Source organism: Microlunatus soli (genome assembly GCF_900105385.1).
GTDB lineage: Bacteria > Actinomycetota > Actinomycetes > Propionibacteriales > Propionibacteriaceae > Microlunatus > Microlunatus soli.
Window position 1 is genome coordinate 6,538,215 of record NZ_LT629772.1, and the last position, 19,818, is coordinate 6,558,032.

Genomic DNA, 19,818 nt, shown 5'->3' on the forward strand with positions numbered 1-19,818 from the left:
TCACAGCGCCGCGGTGACGGACTTTTCCCAGTCCTGCAAGGATTTCACGCCGACCGCCGCCGATCGGATCGCCTCGATCCCCTGCACTGCCGCGGTGAGGCCCTGCACCGTCGTCATGCACGGCACGTTGCGGGCGACGGCCGCGGTCCGGATCTCGTAGCCGTCGAAACGAGGCCGGCCGTCGGTGCTCTGTCCCTGCGGGGTATTGAAGATCAGATCGACCTCACCGTCGGTGATCGCTTGGACGATCGTCTTCTCCCCATGGGGCCCCGGGCCCTGGCTGTGCTTGCGGGTCCGGGTGACCGGGATGCCGTTGCGTTCCAGCACCGAGGCGGTGCCGGCGGTGGCCAGGATCTCGAAGCCCAGTTCGCTGAGCAGCTTGATCGGCAGGATCACGTGCCGCTTGTCCCGGTTGGCCGCCGAGACGAAGATCCGGCCCTCGGCCGGCAACGGCCCGGACGCGCCCTCCTGGCTCTTGGCGAAGGCGGTCCCGAAGGACAGGTCGAGGCCCATCACCTCACCGGTGGACTTCATCTCCGGGCCGAGGATGGTGTCCACACTGGATCCGTCCAGGGTGCGGAACCGGTTGAACGGCATCACCGCCTCCTTGACCGCGACCGGGGTGCCGAGCGGTTCGTCGGCCCCGTCGCCCTCGGTCTTCAGCAGACCCTCCGAACGAAGGTCGGCGATGGTGTCGCCGAGCATGATCCGGGCGGCCGCCTTGGCCAGCGGGGTCCAGGTCGCCTTGGACACGAACGGCACGGTCCGCGACGCCCGTGGGTTGGCTTCCAGCACGTAGAGCACGTCGCCGGCCAGGGCGTACTGGATGTTCAGCAGACCGCGGACACCGACACCGGCGGCGATCGCCTCGGTGGACACCCTGATCCGGTCGATCACCTCGGCACCCAGAGTGATCGGCGGCAGTGCACAGGCCGAGTCGCCGGAATGCACCCCGGCCTCCTCGATGTGTTCCATCACGCCGCCGAGGTAGAGATCGGTGCCGTCGAAGAGGGCATCGACGTCGATCTCGACCGCGTCGTCCAGGAACCGGTCGACCAGCACCGGATGTTCCGGTGACACCTCGGTCGCCCGCCGGATGTAGGCCGACAGCGAGCCCTCGTCGTAGACGATCTCCATCCCGCGACCGCCCAGCACGTAGCTCGGCCGGACCAGCACCGGGTAGCCGATCTCGTCGGCGATCGCCTTGGCCTCGTCGAAGGACCGCGCCATCCCGTGTTTGGGCGACGGCAGACCGGCGTTGTCCAGCACCTCGCCGAACGCGCCGCGTTCCTCGGCCAGGTTGATCGCCTCCGGGCTGGTGCCGACGATCGGAACCCCGGCATCCTTCAGCCCCTGTGCCAGCCGCAGCGGTGTCTGACCACCGAGTTGCACGATCACACCGGCCACCGGGCCGGCCTGCTGCTCGGCGTGCACGACCTCCAGCACGTCTTCCAGGGTGAGTGGCTCGAAGTACAGCCGATCGGAGGTGTCGTAGTCGGTGGACACCGTTTCCGGGTTGCAGTTGATCATGATCGTCTCGTAGCCCGCGTCGCTCAGCTCGAAGGCTGCGTGCACGCACGAGTAGTCGAACTCGATGCCCTGCCCGATCCGGTTCGGCCCGCTACCCAGGATGATCACCGCGGGCTTGGTCCGCGGTTCCACCTCGGTCTCGGCATCGTAGGAGCTGTAGTGGTACGGCGTCTTCGCGGCGAACTCCGCGGCGCAGGTGTCGACGGTCTTGTAGACCGGCCGGACGCCGAGCGCCCAGCGCACCCCGCGGACGACCTGTTCGTCCAGATGGCGCAGCTGTCCCAGCTGGGCGTCGGACAGACCGTGCCGCTTGCCGTACAAGATCATTTCCGGGGTCAGCTCGGGCGCCGTCCTGATCTCTTCGGCGACCTCGTTGATCAAGCAGAGTTGATCGACGAACCACGGGTCGATGCCGGTCGCCCGATGGACCTGCTCGACCGTGGCACCGGACCGGATCGCCTTGTAGACAAGACCGATCCGGCCGTCGTGCGGTCGCGCTGCTTGGTCCAGCAGTTCCTCGGTGGTCTCGGTGAGCTCGCCGGCGACGTCGAACGGAGCCTTGCTGTCCTCCAGGCTGCGCATCGCCTTGCCCAGCGCCTCGGTGAAGTTGCGACCGATCGCCATCGCTTCGCCGACACTCTTCATGTGCGTGGTCAGCGTGCTGTCTGCTGCCGGGAACTTCTCGAACGCGAACCGCGGCACCTTCACCACGACGTAGTCCAGCGTCGGCTCGAAACTGGCCGGAGTCTGGCGAGTGATGTCGTTGGGCACCTCGTCCAGGGTGTAGCCGACAGCCAACTTGGCGGCGATCTTGGCGATCGGGAAGCCGGTCGCCTTGGAGGCCAGCGCACTGGACCGGGACACCCGCGGGTTCATCTCGATCACGATCATCCGCCCGTCGGCCGGGTTGATCGCGAACTGGATGTTGCAGCCGCCGGTCTCCACGCCGACCGAGCGGATGATGCCGATCGCGACGTCGCGCATCCGCTGATACTCGCGGTCGGTCAGGGTCATCGCCGGGGCGACGGTGATCGAGTCGCCGGTGTGCACACCCATCGGGTCGAAGTTCTCGATGGAGCAGACGATCACGACGTTGTCGGCCCGGTCACGCATCACCTCCAGCTCGTACTCCTTCCAGCCGAGGATCGATTCCTCGATCAGTACCTCGGTGGTCGGGCTGGCCTCCAGGCCGGCACCGGCGATCCGGCGCAGGTCGGCCTCGTGGTGGGCGAAGCCGGAACCGACGCCGCCCATGGTGAAACTGGGCCGGACAACCAGTGGGTAACCAAGATCATCGGCGGCGGCCAGCACATCGTCGAGGGTGTGACAGATCCGGCTCCGGGCCACCTCGGCCTGGGCCTCGCCGTCGAGCCCGGCGGGCAGGTCCTTCACGATCGTCTTGAACGATTCCCGGTCCTCGCCGCGCTGGATCGCGTCCACCGAGGCACCGATCAGCTCGACCCCGTACTTGGCCAGGACTCCCTGGTCCCACAGGGCGACGGCAGTGTTCAGCGCGGTCTGACCGCCCAGGGTCGCCAGCAGCGCGTCGGGCCGTTCCTTCTCGATCACCTTGGTGACGAACTCGGGGGTGATCGGCTCGACGTAGGTGGCGTCGGCCAACTCCGGGTCGGTCATGATCGTCGCCGGGTTGGAGTTGACCAGGATCACCCGGTAGCCCTCGGCCTTCAGCACCCGGCAGGCCTGGGTGCCGGAGTAGTCGAACTCGCAGGCCTGACCGATCACGATCGGGCCGGAGCCGACCACCAGGATCGACTGCAGGTCATCGCGGCGCGGCATCAGGCGTCCTTCCGATCGGTCATCAGCTCGACGAACCGGTCGAACAGGTAGGACGCGTCATGCGGTCCGGCCGCAGCCTCCGGGTGGTACTGCACCGAGAACGCCTTCAACCTTCCTTGATCATCTGTGAGCTCCAGCCCCTCGACCACGTTGTCGTTCAGGCAGACGTGGCTGACCCGCACCGTGCCGTACCGGGTCTGGGTGTCCTGGCCGATCGGTGCGTCGACGGCGAAGCCGTGATTGTGTGCGGTGACCTCGACCTTGCGGGTGCCGAGGTCCATCACCGGCTGATTGATGCCGTGGTGGCCGTAGGTCAGCTTGTAGGTGCCGAGCCCCAGGGCCCGACCGAACAGCTGGTTGCCGAAGCAGATCCCGAAGTACGGCAGCCCGGACTCCAGCGCCTGCTGCAGCAGCGCGATCTGCTCCTCGGCCGCCGATGGATCGCCGGGGCCGTTGGAGAAGAAGATGCCGTCGGCACCGATGGCCTGCAGATCGGCCGCCGTGGCGGTCGACGGGAGCACGTGGGTCTCGATGCCTCGTTCGGCCATCCGGTGCGGGGTCATCGACTTGATGCCCAGGTCGACCGCCGCCACCGTGAACCGCTTCGTGCCGATCGCCGGGATCACCTGCGGCTCGGCGATGGTGACATCGTCGGCCAGGTGGGCGCCACTCATCTGCGGCTGCTGCTTGACCTTCTCCAGCAGTCTGGCCGGATCGAGTTCGGTGCTGGAGATGCCGACCCGCATCGCGCCCCGCTCCCGCAGGTGCCGGGTCAGCGCCCGGGTGTCGATCCCGGCGATGCCGACGATGCCCTGATCCTCGAGCGCTGCGGACAGGCTGCGGCGGGACCGCCAGTTGCTGGGGATCCGGGCGGCGTCGCGGATGACGTAGCCGGCGACCCAGATCCGGCCCGACTCGTCGTCCTCGTCGTTCCAACCGGTGTTGCCGATGTGTGGCGCGGTGGCGACGACGACCTGACGGTGATAGCTGGGATCGGTGAGCGTCTCCTGGTATCCGGTCATGCCGGTCTGGAAGACCGCTTCGCCGAAGGTCTCTCCGGTGGCGCCGAAGCCGACACCGGTGAAGCTGCGACCGTCCTCCAGGACGAGGATGGCTTGGCGGGACGTTTCGGCCGAATCAGAGGAGGGATCCCGGAAACGGGCAGAGTGTGGCGAGGGCGCAGAGTGCGACATCTACCGTCCTTTCCTGCCTCACAGGACAGGTCTTAAAGGTTGGCATGTACGGCCCGAGCGTATCAGTGTTCCTGCCCTCCCCCGCACCAGCATGCCCGCGGAGCGAGCGCGTTCTCCGGTGACCGGCGGGTCACTGTCTAAGCTGAGCGCCGTGGGGACCGAGGACCCGGCGCCGGCTGCTGCCCGAGCCGCTGCGACGACGGAGTTGGAACGCGAACTCAGCCTGCTGTTCCGCAGCGCCCGACATGTCTCGGCGCGGATGGCGGCCCGGATCCATCCCGAGCTCGATGCCCCCGGCTACGGGCTCCTGGTGGCGATCCTCGAGGCCCAGCCCAGCCAGCACGGCTCCGAGGAGGCCGGCGGCGTACGGGCGGTCGAACTGGCCGGCCGGACCCGGCTGCACAAGTCGACCCTGAGCCGCAGCCTGGGCGATCTCGAACGCCTCGGCCTGGTCGCCCGGGTCCGTGATCCGCTGGACGCCCGAGCACGGCTGGTGACGCTGACCGAACGCGGCCGGACCGCAGTAGAGGATTCCAGGGAAGCGCGTCGCCAAGAGATGCTCCGCCGGCTTGATTCCTGGGACGCCGAGGATCTGTCCCAACTGGCAGCCCTGCTCGGCCGACTCAGCGCTTCCCTCTCCGCCGACGACTGAGTCACCCGCCGCTCCGGGCCCCGAACGCGAACCGACAACCCCGCCGGCGGCCCGGCGCCAGATGGCAGCAGGTGTTGCGATATCGCCCCAGCCGATCCGAATTGCCGGGGGCGATATCGCAACACGAGCGACCATTTGGCCGGCTGACGCGGGATGCCGAGATCTCTCCGACGCCGACGTCCTGCGGTCTTCTCGGATGCAGGGGTGGGACTGAGCCCAAGCTGAGACCGTGATCTACGCCACCCGATTTAGTTTCGCTAAGCAACGACATGAGGAATATAGTTGCTTTCAGCAACCAAAGGAGCACGGATCATGGGACTCGATCGCGACCAGGCAGCGACCCTGCTGGAGTCGCTGGTGTCGCTGTCACGTACGACCCGCATCATCGCGCATCGCGATGCGGAGAAGAGCGTTTCGGGTACGCCGATCGCCCTGCTGCACTTCGTCCGCGACGCCGATCCCCGACTCGGCGACCTGGCGGAGAAGCTGCAGGTCAAGCCGTCGGTCGCATCCCGCGCGGTGGCCGCTCTGGAGTCCGACGGGCTCGTGGTCCGAGTCCCCGACCCCGATGACGCACGGGCCTGCCGGGTGCATCTGACCGACACCGGCCGAGCACACCTGCAGCGACGCCAGGACCGCGCCCTCGACCTGGTCAGCCAGGCGTTCGCCGACTGGTCGACCGAGGACGCGGCACAGTCGGTCCGGTTGCTCCAACGCCTGGAGGAATCGGTGGTCACCTGGGTCAACCAGATGCGACTCGCGGACGACAAGGGAATCGATCCGCTCGCCGCCCCGGACATCCGCCCGACAACGCCGCCCGCCGACGGCGTACCTCCCGACGATTCTGAGATCCCCGCCTCCACCTCACGCACTGCATTGGAGAAGACAACAGCATGAGCACCGCTGTCGCGGAACGCAGTCCTTCCCCCGATCCCACGCCCTCAAACGGGCACCAGGCGGGCGAAGAACTGTCGCACAAGGAGATCCTGGAGGTGATGACCGGCCTACTGGCCGCGTTGTTCACCGCTCTGATCTCGTCCACCATCGTGTCGACAGCGCTGCCGACGATCATGAGCGACCTGCACGGCACGCAGCGTCAATACACCTGGGTGATCACCGCATCGCTGTTGGCGATGACCATCTCCACCCCGATCATGGGCAAGCTGTCGGACCTGTTCAACAAGAAGTTGTTGATCCAGTTCTCCATCGTGCTGTTCGTCGCCGGCTCGGTCTTCGCCGGGTTCTCCACCGAGATCTGGCAGATGATGGTCGGTCGCGCGGCCCAGGGCATCGCCATGGGCGGGCTGACCGCTCTCACCCAGTCGATCATGGGCACGATCATCGCGCCGCGGCAACGGGGTCGCTACAGCGGCTACATGGGTGCGGTGATGGCCGTCGCCACTGTCTCCGGCCCGCTGCTCGGTGGCGTGATCACCGACAATCTCGACTGGCGCTGGTGCTTCTTCGTCTGTGTCCCGCTGGCCGTGATCGCGTTGATCCTGCTGCAGGTCACCCTGCACCTGCCGGCGTTGACCAAGCGCAAGGTCAAGATCGACTACTTCGGCGCACTGTTCCTGGCGATCGCCGCTGCCGCGCCGATGCTCTGGGTCACCTTCGCCGGCAAGGACTACGACTGGATCTCCTGGCAGTCCGGTGTCTTCCTGCTCGCCTTCCTTGCCGCGGCAGGGATCGCGGTGGCGATCGAGCTCAACCACTCCGAGCCGATCGTGCCGATCAAGGTGCTGCGCAACAGCACCACCGCGTTGATGATCATCGCCGGGATGGCGGTCGGTGTCGCGATGTTCGGCAGCGGCACCTTCCTGACCCAGTACTTCCAGCTGGCCGGTGGACACTCCCCGACCAAGGCCGGCCTGATGACGATCCCGATGATCTTGGCCCAGCTGCTCAGCTCGGTGATCGGTGGACAGCTGGTCAGCCGGACCGGACGGTGGAAGCCGATCATGGTGATCGGCACCGTCCTGGTGATGGGCGGCATGGGCACCCTCGGCCTGACCCTGGACAGTGACACGCCCTACTGGCAGGTCGCCATCTGGATGGCCGTCGCCGGTATCGGCATCGGCGCGCTGGTACAGAACATCGTGCTCGCCGTTCAGAACACCGTCGACGTCAAGGACATCGGTGCCTCCTCGGCGACGATCTCGTTCTTCCGCTCCCTCGGCGGCGCGGTCGGTGTCTCGGTGCTGGGTGCGGTGCTGGCCGACAATGTCGAGACCAAGACACTGGACGGGATCCGCTCCCTGCCGGCGGCGCTGCAGGGCGTGGCGGCCAAGCTGCTCGGTGGCAGCGGCGGCGGCGATCTCGACCTGTCCGCCCTGCCCGATCCGATCGAGAACGTGGTCCGGCACGCCTACGGCGACACCTTCGGGACACTGTTCCTGATCGCCGGCATCATCGCGATCGCGGCGTTCATCGCGGTGCTGCTGGTCCGCGAGGTCCCGCTGCGGACCACCGTGTCGATGCAGTCGCCCGCTGACTCCGGTGATGCGGCCGCTGTCGATCCGCAGGCCGCGACCGCCCCGGCGGCGGTCGCCGCCGCCGAACAGGCCGTCGATCTGGTCAGCAGGCCGACCCCGGCCACGACCAACGGGTCGGCATCCGGTGAGCCGGTTGTCAACGCCGCGAGCCTGACAACCAACGGCCGGTCGCCGGACCAGACCAACGGGGCCCAGTCCGCGGACGCCTTCGACGATGCGCTGCTGGACGATCCGGCTGGCCGCCGTTCGGTGGCCGCACTGGACGTCCTCACCGCGGCCCAGGAACGGGTCCGGCAGTACGACGCCGGCTTCCGCGACAGCCTCAATCAGGTCGCGGTCCGGTTGGACACGGTGTCGCATGAGGTGGATGCCGCGATGGGTGGCTTCCACCGTGAGCTGCAGGCGATCCGGGAGGACCTGATGCAGGCCAAGCCGGGGTCGGCCGAGCCGCAACCCGACGGTGCCGGTGGCAGTGAACTTCGACAGTACGAGTACAACCTGCTGTTGGACAGCCAGCAGACCGCCGAACGGGTGACGGCGAGTGCCCGCGGAGATGCCGATCGGATCATCTCCGATGCCGAGAAGCAGCGGGCCGATCTGGAGCGGCGGATCGAGCAGCTCCGGGAGGTCGAACGCGAGCTGTCGGCTCGGGTCAGCGGCCAACTGGCGGCCACCGACGAACGCAGCACCGACGGCTGATCCCACGGCGGCCGGCTGACCGAGTCAGCCGAGTCCGGGAGGAGCGAAGAGCTCAGCCGCACCGGCTATCCGGTGCGGCTGAGCTCTTCGCGTTCCAGGTCGGTGCTTGGTCAGTCCGTGGGTCGCAGCTTGTCGGTGAGGATGGCGCCGAGCAGCCCGTTGACATAGCTCGGCGATTCGTCGGTGGACAACTCCCCGACCAGTTCGACGGCCTCCGAGACCGCGACGGCGTCGGGCACGTCGGCGACGTGATCGATCTCGTACACCGCGATCCGGATGGCGGCCCGGTCCACCCGCGGCATCCGGGGCAGCGACCACCCGGCGGCCAGATGGGCGGTGATCCGGCCGTCCAGCTCGGGGCGGTGTTCCTCGACCCCGCGGACCAGCTGGGCCGTGTAGTCACGGACCGGTGGATCGGCGTCGGCGGTCCGCTCGGCCAGGGTTTCGATCGCCGTCCGGCCCCGCAGCTCCGCCTCGAACAGGATGTCCAACGCACGCTTACGCGCCTTGGTCCGAGTGGACCGGGTGCGACCCGACGTGTCCGGGCCGCGCGAGGGTTGCGCCGACACGTTGCGTCAGCTGCCGATCCGGCCGAGGTACTCGCCGGTCCGGGTGTCGACCTTGACCTTCTCGCCGGTGGTCAGGAACAGCGGCACCTGGATCTGCAGCCCGGTCTGGACGGTGGCCGGCTTGGTGCCGCCGGAGCTCCGGTCGCCCTGCAGCCCCGGCTCGGTGTAGGTGACCTCGAGCTCGACCGAGGCCGGCAGATCGATGTAGAGCGGATTTTCCTCGTGCAGGGCGACGGTGACCAACTGCTCCTCGAGCAGGTAGTTCTTCGCATCGCCGACGACGTTCTCCTCCAGGCTCAACTGGTCATAGGTCTGGGTGTCCATGAACACCCAGCTGGAGCCGTCGAAGTAGAGGTACTGCATCTCCCGCCGGTCGACCTGGGCGTCGGCGACCTTGGTGTCGGAGTTGAAGGTCTTGTCCACGACCTTGCCGGACAGCACGGCCTTCAGCTTGGTCCGGACCACGGTGTTGCCCTTGCCGGGCTTGTGATGCTGGAACCAGATCACGGTCCAGAGCTGGCCGTCGAGGTCGAGCACGGTGCCGTTCTTCAGATCGTTGGTCGAGATCACCCGCGTTACCCTTCGTGTCTTCGCTCCACGGAGCCCCCGGGCAGCTGCCTCGGGTCGTCGGCCGGTGGAAGCCGTGTGTTCTGCACTTGTCGAATGTGCGAGCCCGGTCGGTCGGGCGGCCCCAGTTTAACCGGAAGACCGCTTCCAACCCGAAGCCGACGGCTGCCGGCGGCTGCCGCGCCCGGATCGGGCTACCGGGTGAGCCCCTCGACGGCGGCCTTCGCCTCGGCAAGACCGACGCCCGTCAGCTCCCGGTACACCTTGATCGCGCGGATCTTCTTACCCTCCCGGACCAACCGGAGCACCTCGTCCAGACGCGGATCGGGGCCGAACCGAGGCTGTCGCCGGTTCGCGTATTGGGGGTAACCGACGAAGGAGATGTCGTCCGGATTCTGCGCGCTCGGGTTCTGCACCGCCGGGGGTGTTCCCGGAGCGGGTTGCTGCTGCGCCAGGGCGGAGTCCAGCCTGGATTCCAACTGCCGCAGCCGCTCCTGCTGAACGCGGACCGCCCGACGCTGCCGGCCGGCGACCGCGATCGCCACCAGCACTGCACCTGCCGTCACTGCGACGAGCACCCAATCCATGGGCCCGACCTTACCGCCGAACGCACCCGGTCGGCCCTCACCGCGATGGAGCATGGCGGGCGATCACGGACGGGGCTGAGCCGGTAGCGTTCGGCAGGTGATCCGCACCGAGTTCCTGGCCAAACAGCCGACCCTGAAGACCGCGCGCACCCAACTGGTGCCGATGGGTCCACGGTTCGGACCGCAGCTGTGGCGATCGCTGCAGAATCACGACACCGACAAGCTGACCGGCACCCATGGCACCTTCACCGAGGACCAGGTCCGCAAACATCTGGAGAATCTGCCTGGCCGCTCCGACCGCGCCGACTGGGCGATCATCCGCAACGACGACAGCAGCTATCTGGGCGAGGTCGTGCTCAATGATCTTGATGCCGATAACGAGAGCATGAACTACCGGATCAGCCTGCGCGGACTCGACGTCGCCGGCCAGGGCTATGGCACCGAGGCCGGTGAAGCAGTGATCAACTTCGGCCTCGGACTGGTCGGCCTGCACCGGATCAGTCTCGGCGTCTACGCCTTCAACGAACGGGCGATCAGGTCCTACACCAAGCTCGGCTTCGAGACCGAGGGCGTGCTGCGGCATGCGCTGCACTGGGACGGCCAGTGGTACGACCAGATCCTGATGGCCAAGCTCGCCCCCGGTGCGCTGGACGACGATCCGCCGACGACAACCGACCCGGCTGCGACAACCGATCCGGGAGCCGAAGGGGTGCATTGACGCCGCAGATGGGCGATCCTGGTCGGATACTGCCAGGAGGTGGAATCATGGGCGACTCCACGGTCGAATCGGTTCTGGTGCGCTACATCGTCGACGACGTCGATGCCGCTATCGACTTCTACACCGGACTGCTCGGTTTTGCGGTCCAGATGCATCCGGCGCCGGGGTTCGCGATCGTCACCCGCGGCGCCCTCCGACTCGCATTGTCGGCTCCCGGTGGTTCCGGCGGTGGCGGTCAGGCGATGCCGGACGGAACGGTGCCGATGCCGGGCGGCTGGAACAGGTTCAGCCTCGAGGTCACCGATCTGCAGGCCGAGGTCGAGCGACTGCGCGATGCCGGCGCGGAGTTCCGCAATGACATCGTCGCCGGGGTCGGCGGCCAGCAGATCCTGGTGCAGGATCCGGCAGGCAATCCGGTGGAACTGTTCGAGCCGGGGCGCTGAACGACGACCTCGGTCGGCTCAGGGCTCGCCCATGCAGCCGTCGAGATCGGTGTTTTCGAAGCTGACCTCGGTGTCCAGCCCGTCTGCGGTGCCGGCAGTCTTGGAGGCGGCGACGTCGGTGGAGGGGCAGGCGTCGCCGGACTTGCCGGGAACACCGTGCTGCCAGACCGCCGGATCCGATGTGATCCGCACGTCGTCCATCCCGCTGACCGCGATACCGGTGCGCACCCGCGCGCCGATCCCGGAGGTTCCGTTGCCCGCGACGCTGACACCGTGGCCGCTGTTGGCTCCGACCATCGCCATCCCGCCGTACCAGGGCCTGCTGCCGATGCTGATCCCGATCACGAAGTGGGTGTTGGGCGCGGTCCACAGATGGTTCTCGCTGATCGTACTGCCACCGAAGTCGTAGTCCTTGGCCTCGCCCTTGCTCAGCACGTAGTAGAGCGGGTTGACCGCAATGGCGGCGTACATCGGCACCCCGGCCGAGGCGATGGTGTTGCCGGAGATGGTCGACCGCTGAGGGCGGGAGGTGTCGTCGGCGCCGCGGTAGAGCATGATGCCGACGCCGCCGGTGTCGACGATCTGGTTGTCGGTGACCGTGCTGTCGGAACAGCCGACGTCGATGCCGTCGCTCCAGGTCCCGGTGGTGCGGTCCCGGGACAGCTCCTTGGTCAGGTAGTGATCGTTGGAGTAGGCGGTGATCAGGTTCTTGCTGACGACGACCCGGCTGCAGCTGTGCCCGGCGGACTCGCCGAGGACCTGGACGCTGGCCGAGCCAGCGGTGTTGGAGATCTTGTTGCCCACGACGGCGGTTCCGGTTCCGCCGAGCACTCTGACGTTGGTCCGTTCGGGTGCGGAGTTGTCCGGATTGTTCCGGGCACCGTCGATCCACACCCCGCTCAGTCTGGCTCCGTCGGCGACGTCGACCATCGCTGCGTCGAAGTCACCGGCTCGGACCAGCCGGCCCATCTCGGCGTACTGCTCGGTCGCCGGTTCGCCGGAGGTGGTCAGCGTTACCCCGGACGGCACCCGCAGCGGTTTGGTCACCCGGACGACCGCCCGCCCGGCGAGCTGTACGGTGCCGCCGGCTGGCGTCTGGTCCAGGGTGCGCTGCAGGTCCTCCTCGGTGCCGGCGAAGCCGCCGGTCGCTCGCGGCAGTCCGTCGGCCGCCTCACCCGACATCCCGTAGGAGGTCGCGCTGGAGTCCGAGCCGCCGCGGCAGATCTTCGGAACAAGTTCGGTGAACTGCGGCGCGACGAAGAACTGCGCGACCACCGCCGACCAGGATTCGCCCTGGGACAGACCGCTCTGCCACTGGGCCAGCAGACCGGGATCGGCCTCGGCATTCCAGGCGCCACGGAACAGGGTGGTCAGCTTGGCCGGGTTGTCGTATCCGAGCCGGGCGAAGTCGGCCGAGGTGTAGACGCTCTGTCCGAGATCGGCCAGGGTCTGCGCGGTGCAGCCGCCGTCGGCGAACTGCTGGACGGCTGCGTTCCACTCCGTGCTGGTCGGGACCCTGCCGAGTGCCTCGGTGTAGAGCTTGGAAACGAACTGTCCCGGAACGTTCTTGGTGCTCGCGTCAGCCTGCTGCAGCGGTCCGACGATCGCGCTGAGCAGCGCCAACACGACGGCGACGCCGACGGTGCTGAACCGTCGCCATGCTCGTCGTGTTCTCATCCGATGCGGCTCCTCGCTGTTGGTGTGGGGCTACGGGTCTCGGGGCCGGACGAACCCGTTCGCGTGACCCAGCGGAGGCCGTTGGCGAAGCCCCGATCGAGAAAACCACATCACCAGTCCCCCGACCAACCCACGGGCCGAATCTTTATCTGGCCGATACACCCGTCTCAGCAACTCCTCCTGCCGCACCGTGGCCAGGGTGTCACGACGGTTCCGGTTCGGAGATCGCGGCGTAGCTTCGGCGCAGAAGTTCCGGCTCCGGACCGACCAGGATCGTCGCCCGTGCCAGGTCGGTCAGGATGACGAATCGCAATGTCGAACCGCGGGTCTTCTTGTCCAGTGCCATCGCCTCCACCAGTTCGTCGAAGGCTTGCGGATCGTACGCTGTCGGCAGCCCGACCGCGGACAGCAGTTCGGCGTGCCGGGCAGCCACCTCGTCGGCCAGCCGGCCGGCCCGCCGGGCGAGCTCGGCGGCGAAGCACATCCCGACGCTGACGGCGTTGCCGTGCCGCCAGCGATAGTGCTCGCGGCGCTCGATGGCGTGTCCCAGGGTGTGGCCGTAGTTGAGCAGCTCGCGGCCCACCCGGTCGCCGACCGAGGTCGCCTCCCGCAGATCGGCGGCGACCACATCGGCCTTCACCTGCACCGATCGGCGGACCAGCTCGGCGATCAGGTCCGAGCCCGGGTCCTGTGCAGCGCCCGGATCATCGCCGACCAGATCGAGGATCGCCGGGTCGGCGATGAAGCCGCACTTGATCACCTCGGCCAGACCCGGGGTCAGCTCCTCCGGTACCAGGGTCTGCAACGCGTCCAGATCACAGAACACCCCGGCCGGCTCGTAGAAGGCACCGACCAGGTTCTTGCCCTCGGCGGTGTTGATGCCGGTCTTGCCGCCGACCGCCGCATCGACCATTCCCAGCAGGGTGGTCGGAATCGTGATCAACCGGACCCCGCGCAGCCAGGTCGCGGCGACGAAGCCGGCCAGGTCGGTCGCGGCTCCGCCGCCGACCCCGATCACGGTGTCGGAGCGGGTGAACCCGGCCTTGCCGAGCGAGGTCCAGCAGTAGGCCAGCACCTGGGTCGTCTTGGCCGCCTCGGCGTCCGGCACCGGGATCCGCAACACGTCCAGCCCGTCGGCGACCAGCCGCAGTTCCAGCGCCGACACCAGATCGCGGCAACTCTGCTGGTGGACGATGGCGACCCGTTGGCTGCCGGCCAGCAGTGGCGGCACCTCCTCGGCCAGACCATGACCGACCCGCACCTGGTAGGAGTGGTCGGTCCTGACGGTGATCGTGGTGGTCGACTGCTGCAAGTTCACACACCCATCTCGTCGTTGGCGGTCGCGGGCTGAACGGTCACAGCCGGCTGATGATCGATTCGACCAGCTCCGGCGGCTCCCGCTTGTCCGTCGCCACGCTGATCGTGGCCACTTCGGCGTACAGCGGCTCACGTTCCCGCATCAGCTTGATCAGCTGGCCCCGTACGTTACCCAGCAGCAGCGGGCGGGCCGTGTTCAGCCCGATCCGATCGGCCGCTGCGGCGATCCCGACCTGCAGCCAGACCACCCGATGCGGCGACAGCGCGGCCCGGATCTGCTCGGAGGTGACGGCCCCGCCGCCGAGCGAGACGACAAGCTGTCCGGCGTCCTGCCGGCCGATCATCTCGATCGTGGTGTCGACCTCGAGCCGGCGGAAAGCCGGTTCGCCGTCACCGGTGAAGATGTCGGAGATCGACTTGCCGGCCCGCTGCTCGATCACGTCGTCGACGTCGACGAACTCGGCGCCGAGCCGGTCGGCGAGCAGCCGCCCGACCGTCGACTTGCCCGAGCTCGGCGGACCGACCAGCACGATCGGCCCTGATCCCTCGAGTGTCCCGGGTTCAATCATGGATCTGCAGGCCGCGTTCGGCGACGTCGTCGAGGTAGGCCCGGTGGTTGCGGGTCGCTTCCACGACCGAGTCGCCGCCGAACTTCTCCACGCAGGCGTCGGCCAGCACCAGCGCCACCATCGCCTCGGCGACGACGCCGGCCGCCGGCACTGCGCAGACATCGGACCGCTGATGGTGCGCCACCGCGGCCTCGCCGGTGCTGGTGTCGACGGTACGCAGCGCGCGCGGCACGGTGGCGATCGGCTTCATCGCCGCCTTGACCCGCAGCACCTCACCGGTGCTCATCCCGCCTTCGGTGCCGCCCGCCCGATGCGATGCACGGGCGATGCCACCGTCGCCGAGCACGATCTCATCGTGTGCCTTGCTGCCGCGGGTCCGGGCCAGTTCGAAGCCGTCGCCGACCTCGACGCCCTTGATCGCCTGAATGCCCATCAGGGCGCCGGCCAACCGGGCGTCCAACCGCTTGTCGCCCTGGATGTGCGATCCCAGTCCCGGCGGCAGTCCCCAGGCCAACACCTCGACCACGCCGCCGAGGGTGTCGCCGTCCTTCTGCGCGGTCTTGACCTCCTCGACCATCCGTCCGCTGACTGCGGTGTCGAAGCAGCGCAGCTCGTCGGCGTCGATCGCCGGCAGATCCGCGGCAGTCGGCAGCAGTCCGTAGCGGGCCTTCACCGTGCCGAGTTCCACCACATGGCTGACGATGGTGATCCCGTAGGTCTGTTCCAGGTAGGCCATCGCCACCCGGCCGAGCGCGACCCGGGAGGCGGTCTCCCGAGCGCTGGCGCGTTCCAGGATCGGCCGGGCCTCGTCGACCCGATACTTCTGCATCCCGACCAGGTCGGCATGTCCGGGTCGCGGCCGGGTCAGGGCAGCGTTGCGGGCCTGCCCGGCCAGCACCTCGGCGTCCACCGGGTCCGGCGACATCACCGTCTGCCACTTCGGCCACTCGGTGTTGGCGACCTCGATGGCCACCGGCGATCCCATCGTCACCCCGTGCCGCAGGCCGCCGATCATCGTCACCTTGTCTGCCTCGAACTTCATCCGGGCGCCGCGGCCGAAGCCGAGCCGGCGTCGGGCAAGAGCAGCAGCGATGTCGTCGGAGGTCACCCGGACACCGGACGGCAGTCCCTCGAGGATGGCGACCAGGCCTTGGCCATGGGATTCACCAGCAGTCAACCAGCGGAGCATGGAGGCAAGTCTTTCATTCCCCCGCCGATCCTCCGCACCGCGTCCACGTCTGGCGATCGCGTTGTCGTATGAGTTCGGTTCTCGGCGCTTCAGGCGGCCCGGGAGTCGAACTGATACGACATTCCGATCGCCGCCCGAATACAGCCGATCACCCATTCGGGATCGCGGAACACTTGGGTCCAGGTGAAGTTCAGGACCGTGTAGCCGGCCAGCACGAGGGCGTTGCGCCGTCGGCGGTCGTTCTCGAACGCAGTGGGCTTGCTGTGATACTCGTATCCGTCGAACTCCACGACCACCCGACTCTCATCGAACAGCACGTCGACGGCGTAGTCGCCCACGGCCGTCTGCACCCTGGCATTGGTCTGCCATCGGCTCAGACGCTGCCGACGGAGCAGCCGATGACCTTCGCGTTCCAGTTCCGACCAGGGTTTGTCGCGGGAGTCGTGCAGCAGCCACCGGCGCTGCTGGTTCCCCGTGCGATCGGGCATCGCTGCCAGGGCGGCCCGCATCTCCTGCAGAGTCGCCGAGCCGGATCGCAATGCCTCGTCGATGACGTTCCCGCCGTCCGGCCCGCCCGCCAGCATCATCGCTGTGTAGGCCGGGCAGGTCAGCGCGATTCCGTGGTGCCGCCGGATCATCTCCGGCGGCACCACGGCCGTCATCACCTGCCACCCGCGACGGGATCGCTGTTGCCGAGGTGTCAGAAACATCGCGTCTTCCCGACTGCAACCCGGCCAGAAGGTCAGGCGTGCCGCGGCATGCCCGGTCAGCACGGCATCGGGACCGAGCCAGCGCAGACCGGCAATCACCTTCGTCCGCCAATCGGTCGCCAGATCCGGCGCGACCAACACTCCGGGCAGGACGGCCACCAGCTCCCCCTTCCTGCGGAGCCGATTCAACCGTTGCCCGAGCTCGGGGTGGTCACGGCGAAGAATCACCCCGCCGTCCATCAGTGCTGCTATGTCATCTCTCATACCTACACATATGGGCCTCCGCGGCGAAACTGGCCGCCGCTGTGGACAGCGCTGCTCGACGGTCGATCGACATGTTGTACGAGTTGTGGATAACCGACCTCCAGGTGGGCGGACGGAGGATTGATACAACATTCCGATCGGCTACCGGGCCAGCGTGTCGTCCCGGCCGGTCGCGGTCGGGTGCGGTAGACCCGTTGCCTGAGAAGCCGCTGTGTCCCGATCGGCGGCTTTCCCGGCTGATCCGAACACAGCGATGTGAAGGCGGACATGACACAGCTACTCACCGTCGAGGGCGTCAGCAAGGCGTTCCCCGGCGTTCAGGCGTTGGCCGATGTCGGCTTCGATCTCGGTGCCGGCGAGGTGTTGGCGTTGATCGGCGAGAACGGCGCCGGCAAGTCGACGCTGATGAAGATCCTGGCCGGCACCTACACCGCCGACAGCGGCTCCATCGTGATCGACGGCGCCCCGGTGCAGATCACTCATCCGCGGCAGGCCCAGGAACTCGGGATCAGCATCATCCATCAGGAGCTCAACCTGATGCCGCATCTGACCGTCGCCCAGAACATCTTCATCGGCCGCGAGCCGCGTTACGGGCCGTTCCTGGCCGAGGGCCGACTGGTCGCCAGGACCAGGGACCTGCTGGACCGGCTCGGGCTGACCCTGGACCCGAACGCCACGGTCGATCGGCTGCCGGTGGCCGCCCAGCAACTGGTCGAGATCGCCAAAGCACTCTCCTATCCGAACACCCGGATTCTGATCATGGACGAGCCGACCTCGGCGATCAGCGAAGCCGACACCCAGGGACTGTTCACCCTGATCCGCGGACTGCAACGGACCGGTGTCGGCGTCGTCTACATCTCGCACCGGATGGCCGAACTCCGGCAGATCGCCGACCGGGCGACCGTGCTACGGGACGGACGGCAGGTCGGCACCCATCGGCTGGACGAGGTCTCCGACAGCGAGATCATCCGCGCCATGGTCGGTCGCGATCTCCCCGACCCCGCGACAGCCGACAGCCCGACCGATCAGGCACCGGCTCCGGGTCAGGAACCTACCCCGCGGACGGCGCCGGACCGCGATCCGGTCCTGGAGGTCCGCGGGCTGTCCACTCCGGATCTGATCCGCGACGTCAGCTTCGAGCTGTATCCGGGCGAGATCCTCGGCTTCGCCGGACTGATCGGCGCCGGACGCACCGAGGTGGCCCGGGCGATCATCGGAGCAGATCGGCGCAGCACCGGATCGATCATGATCAACGGGCGACCGGTGTCGGTCCGCACCCCGGCTCAGGCCGTCCGGCACGGCATCAGCTATCTGCCCGAGGACCGCAAACGCCACGGCCTGATGCTGGACCAGAGTGTGCAGTTCAACACCGTGCTGGCGTCGCTGCCACAGTTCACCCGGTTCGGCTTCACCGAGAACGCCCGGACCCGCAGGGTGGTCCGCGATGCCGTCTCCGCACTGCGGGTGAAGACACCCAGCATCGACGCCCCGGTCCGGAATCTGTCCGGCGGCAACCAGCAGAAGGTGGTGATCGCCAAATGGCTGGCCCGACAGTGTGACGTGTTGATCTTCGATGAGCCGACCCGCGGCATCGACGTCGGCGCCAAGCAGGAGATCTACCAGCTGTTGACCGACCTGGTCGGTCAGGGCAAGTCGGTGATCGTGATCTCCTCCGAACTGCCGGAAGTGCTCAGACTCTCCGACCGGATCGTCGTGATGTCCCAGGGCCGCATCACCGGACTGCTCGACCGCTCCGAGGCCGATTCCGAAACGATCATGGAACTGGCGACCCGCAACGTCTCCAGCTTCGAGGAAGGCAGTGTCGCATGACGACCATGACTCCGGCCGCCCGATGGGTCGACACCCTGCCCGGATTCCTCCGCCGCTGGCTGCAACAGGCACTCGCCTTCGGCACCCTGATCCTGCTCGTGATCATCTTTTCGATTGCCAACCCCGACTTCGCCACCTTCAGCAATCTGACCTCGGTGCTGCTGTCCACCGCGGTGATCGGTGTGCTGGCCCTGGGCACCACGTTCGTGATCATCACCGGCGGCATCGACCTGTCGCTCGGTACCGGGATGACCCTGTGTGCGGTGTTCACCGGGATCGTGATGGTGGACTGGGGACTGCCGCTGCCGATCGGGCTGCTCGGCGGGTTGGCGATGGGCGCGCTGATCGGGCTGGTCAACGGGCTGAACGTCACCGTCCTCCGACTGCCGCCGTTCATCGCCACGCTGGCGATGATGATGGTCGCCCAAGGTCTGGCACTGGTGCTCTCCGGGGTGAAGCCGATCTATTTCACCAAGTCGCCAGGCTTCCGCCAGCTTGCCCTCGGGGCGATCATCCCGGGCATCCCGAGCGCGGTGCTGATCCTGTTCGCCCTCGCGCTGGTCGCCTGGATCGTGTTGAGCAAGACGCTGCTCGGCCGGATGACGTACGCGATCGGGTCGAATGCGGAGGCGGCGCGGCTGTCCGGGATCAACACCGCCGGCTGGCTGCTCGCGGTCTACATCCTGGGTGGGCTGTTCACCGGTGCGGCCGGCATCCTGATCGCCGCCCGGCTCAATTCGGCGCAGCCGCAGCTCGGTGTCGGCTACGAGTTGCAGGCGATCGCCGCGGTGATCATCGGCGGCACCTCGCTGTTGGGTGGTCGCGGATCGATCGTCGGGACGTTGATCGGTGCGCTGATCATGAGCGTGCTGATCAACGGATTGCGGATCCTGGCGATCCAGTCCGAATGGCAGAACGTGGTGGTCGGCATCGTGATCGCGATCGCCGTGTTCACCGACAACCTGCGTCGCCGCCGGATGGGCGACAGCGCGTGAGGTCCTCAGAGGCAACA

The 19,818-nt window shown here is 67.6% G+C and carries 17 protein-coding genes; 7 read left to right on the forward strand and 10 right to left on the reverse strand.

What is annotated here, in order from left to right; genetic code table 11:
- Complete coding sequence (gene carB / locus BLU38_RS29875; protein ID WP_091531051.1) at positions 1-3,327, reverse strand: carbamoyl-phosphate synthase large subunit; 3,327 nt, start codon at positions 3,325-3,327, stop codon at positions 1-3.
- Entirely contained in the window at positions 3,327-4,520 is a 1,194-nt protein-coding gene (gene carA / locus BLU38_RS29880; RefSeq protein WP_091531054.1) for a glutamine-hydrolyzing carbamoyl-phosphate synthase small subunit, read from the reverse strand. The genes carB and carA overlap by 1 nt, the downstream gene beginning before the upstream one ends.
- 151 nt (positions 4,521-4,671) lie before the next feature.
- On the opposite strand from carA, the gene BLU38_RS29885 reads away from it, so the two are divergent.
- The 3 genes from BLU38_RS29885 to BLU38_RS29895 all read left to right on the forward strand — a co-directional run bounded on the left by BLU38_RS29885 (position 4,672) and on the right by BLU38_RS29895 (position 8,366).
- On the forward strand, positions 4,672-5,172 hold the full coding sequence (locus BLU38_RS29885) for a MarR family winged helix-turn-helix transcriptional regulator (protein WP_197679925.1): 501 nt from the start codon (positions 4,672-4,674) through the stop codon (positions 5,170-5,172).
- Between the two features lie 312 nt (positions 5,173-5,484).
- Entirely contained in the window at positions 5,485-6,069 is a 585-nt protein-coding gene (locus BLU38_RS29890) for a MarR family winged helix-turn-helix transcriptional regulator (protein ID WP_091531059.1), read from the forward strand.
- Positions 6,066-8,366, forward strand: a complete 2,301-nt coding sequence (locus tag BLU38_RS29895) for an MFS transporter (RefSeq protein ID WP_091531062.1) — start codon at positions 6,066-6,068, stop codon at positions 8,364-8,366. Before BLU38_RS29890 ends, BLU38_RS29895 begins: the two co-directional genes overlap by 4 nt.
- Positions 8,367-8,476: 110 nt before the next feature.
- Here BLU38_RS29895 and nusB read toward each other — a convergent pair whose 3' ends face one another.
- From nusB to BLU38_RS29910, 3 genes are all read right to left on the reverse strand, one after another.
- Positions 8,477-8,935, reverse strand: a complete 459-nt coding sequence (nusB, locus tag BLU38_RS29900; protein ID WP_091531065.1) for a transcription antitermination factor NusB — start codon at positions 8,933-8,935, stop codon at positions 8,477-8,479.
- A gap of 6 nt (positions 8,936-8,941) precedes the next feature.
- Entirely contained in the window at positions 8,942-9,505 is a 564-nt protein-coding gene (gene efp / locus BLU38_RS29905; RefSeq protein ID WP_091531069.1) for an elongation factor P, read from the reverse strand.
- A gap of 191 nt (positions 9,506-9,696) precedes the next feature.
- Complete coding sequence (locus tag BLU38_RS29910; RefSeq protein ID WP_091533405.1) at positions 9,697-10,089, reverse strand: ribosomal protein L7/L12; 393 nt, start codon at positions 10,087-10,089, stop codon at positions 9,697-9,699.
- Positions 10,090-10,186: 97 nt separating this feature from the next.
- Between BLU38_RS29910 and BLU38_RS29915 the strand changes: the two genes are divergently transcribed.
- Positions 10,187-10,807: a GNAT family N-acetyltransferase gene (locus tag BLU38_RS29915; protein WP_197679926.1), complete on the forward strand. Its 621-nt coding sequence runs from the start codon at positions 10,187-10,189 to the stop codon at positions 10,805-10,807.
- A gap of 47 nt (positions 10,808-10,854) precedes the next feature.
- Positions 10,855-11,250: a VOC family protein gene (locus BLU38_RS29920; RefSeq protein WP_091531071.1), complete on the forward strand. Its 396-nt coding sequence runs from the start codon at positions 10,855-10,857 to the stop codon at positions 11,248-11,250.
- 18 nt (positions 11,251-11,268) lie between these two features.
- Here the strand turns inward: BLU38_RS29920 and BLU38_RS29925 are convergent, their stop codons facing one another.
- From BLU38_RS29925 to BLU38_RS29945, 5 genes are all read right to left on the reverse strand, one after another.
- Positions 11,269-12,927 carry a right-handed parallel beta-helix repeat-containing protein gene (locus tag BLU38_RS29925; RefSeq protein WP_091531075.1) on the reverse strand — a complete coding sequence of 553 codons (1,659 nt, stop codon included), beginning with the start codon at positions 12,925-12,927 and terminating at the stop codon, positions 11,269-11,271.
- A gap of 202 nt (positions 12,928-13,129) precedes the next feature.
- Complete coding sequence (gene aroB, locus BLU38_RS29930) at positions 13,130-14,245, reverse strand: 3-dehydroquinate synthase (protein ID WP_231920098.1); 1,116 nt, start codon at positions 14,243-14,245, stop codon at positions 13,130-13,132.
- Positions 14,246-14,282: 37 nt separating this feature from the next.
- The gene (locus BLU38_RS29935; protein WP_091531079.1) at positions 14,283-14,813 is read right to left on the reverse strand and encodes a shikimate kinase; all 531 of its coding nucleotides are present in this window, start codon (positions 14,811-14,813) and stop codon (positions 14,283-14,285) included.
- Positions 14,806-16,002, reverse strand: a complete 1,197-nt coding sequence (aroC, locus tag BLU38_RS29940; RefSeq protein ID WP_091531083.1) for a chorismate synthase — start codon at positions 16,000-16,002, stop codon at positions 14,806-14,808. Before aroC ends, BLU38_RS29935 begins: the two co-directional genes overlap by 8 nt.
- Before the next feature lie 89 nt (positions 16,003-16,091).
- Positions 16,092-16,976, reverse strand: a complete 885-nt coding sequence (locus BLU38_RS29945; protein WP_157683864.1) for an endonuclease domain-containing protein — start codon at positions 16,974-16,976, stop codon at positions 16,092-16,094.
- Between the two features lie 267 nt (positions 16,977-17,243).
- Between BLU38_RS29945 and BLU38_RS29950 the strand changes: the two genes are divergently transcribed.
- Together BLU38_RS29950 and BLU38_RS29955 are read left to right on the forward strand one after the other, a co-directional pair.
- Positions 17,244-18,806 (forward strand): sugar ABC transporter ATP-binding protein, encoded by a 1,563-nt coding sequence (locus BLU38_RS29950; protein ID WP_091533411.1) that lies wholly within the window; start codon positions 17,244-17,246, stop codon positions 18,804-18,806.
- A complete protein-coding gene (locus tag BLU38_RS29955) occupies positions 18,803-19,801 on the forward strand; it encodes an ABC transporter permease (protein ID WP_091531091.1) in 999 nt (332 codons plus the stop codon). Before BLU38_RS29950 ends, BLU38_RS29955 begins: the two co-directional genes overlap by 4 nt.
- Positions 19,802-19,818: the final 17 nt, after the last annotated feature.

Excerpts from the sequence above, each read along its gene's own strand:
- BLU38_RS29895 (WP_091531062.1), top strand. The coding sequence starts at position 6,066 with ATGAGCACCGCTGTCGCGGAACGCAGTCCTTCCCCCGATCCCACGCCC.
- aroC (WP_091531083.1), bottom strand. The coding sequence starts at position 16,002 with ATGCTCCGCTGGTTGACTGCTGGTGAATCCCATGGCCAAGGCCTGGTC.
- carB (WP_091531051.1), bottom strand. The coding sequence starts at position 3,327 with ATGCCGCGCCGCGATGACCTGCAGTCGATCCTGGTGGTCGGCTCCGGC.
- BLU38_RS29950 (WP_091533411.1), top strand. The coding sequence starts at position 17,244 with ATGACACAGCTACTCACCGTCGAGGGCGTCAGCAAGGCGTTCCCCGGC.
- BLU38_RS29935 (WP_091531079.1), bottom strand. The coding sequence starts at position 14,813 with ATGATTGAACCCGGGACACTCGAGGGATCAGGGCCGATCGTGCTGGTC.
- BLU38_RS29925 (WP_091531075.1), bottom strand. The coding sequence starts at position 12,927 with ATGAGAACACGACGAGCATGGCGACGGTTCAGCACCGTCGGCGTCGCC.
- BLU38_RS29910 (WP_091533405.1), bottom strand. The coding sequence starts at position 10,089 with ATGGATTGGGTGCTCGTCGCAGTGACGGCAGGTGCAGTGCTGGTGGCG.
- carA (WP_091531054.1), bottom strand. The coding sequence starts at position 4,520 with ATGTCGCACTCTGCGCCCTCGCCACACTCTGCCCGTTTCCGGGATCCC.
- BLU38_RS29955 (WP_091531091.1), top strand. The coding sequence starts at position 18,803 with ATGACGACCATGACTCCGGCCGCCCGATGGGTCGACACCCTGCCCGGA.
- BLU38_RS29920 (WP_091531071.1), top strand. The coding sequence starts at position 10,855 with ATGGGCGACTCCACGGTCGAATCGGTTCTGGTGCGCTACATCGTCGAC.
- BLU38_RS29945 (WP_157683864.1), bottom strand. The coding sequence starts at position 16,976 with ATGAGAGATGACATAGCAGCACTGATGGACGGCGGGGTGATTCTTCGC.
- BLU38_RS29890 (WP_091531059.1), top strand. The coding sequence starts at position 5,485 with ATGGGACTCGATCGCGACCAGGCAGCGACCCTGCTGGAGTCGCTGGTG.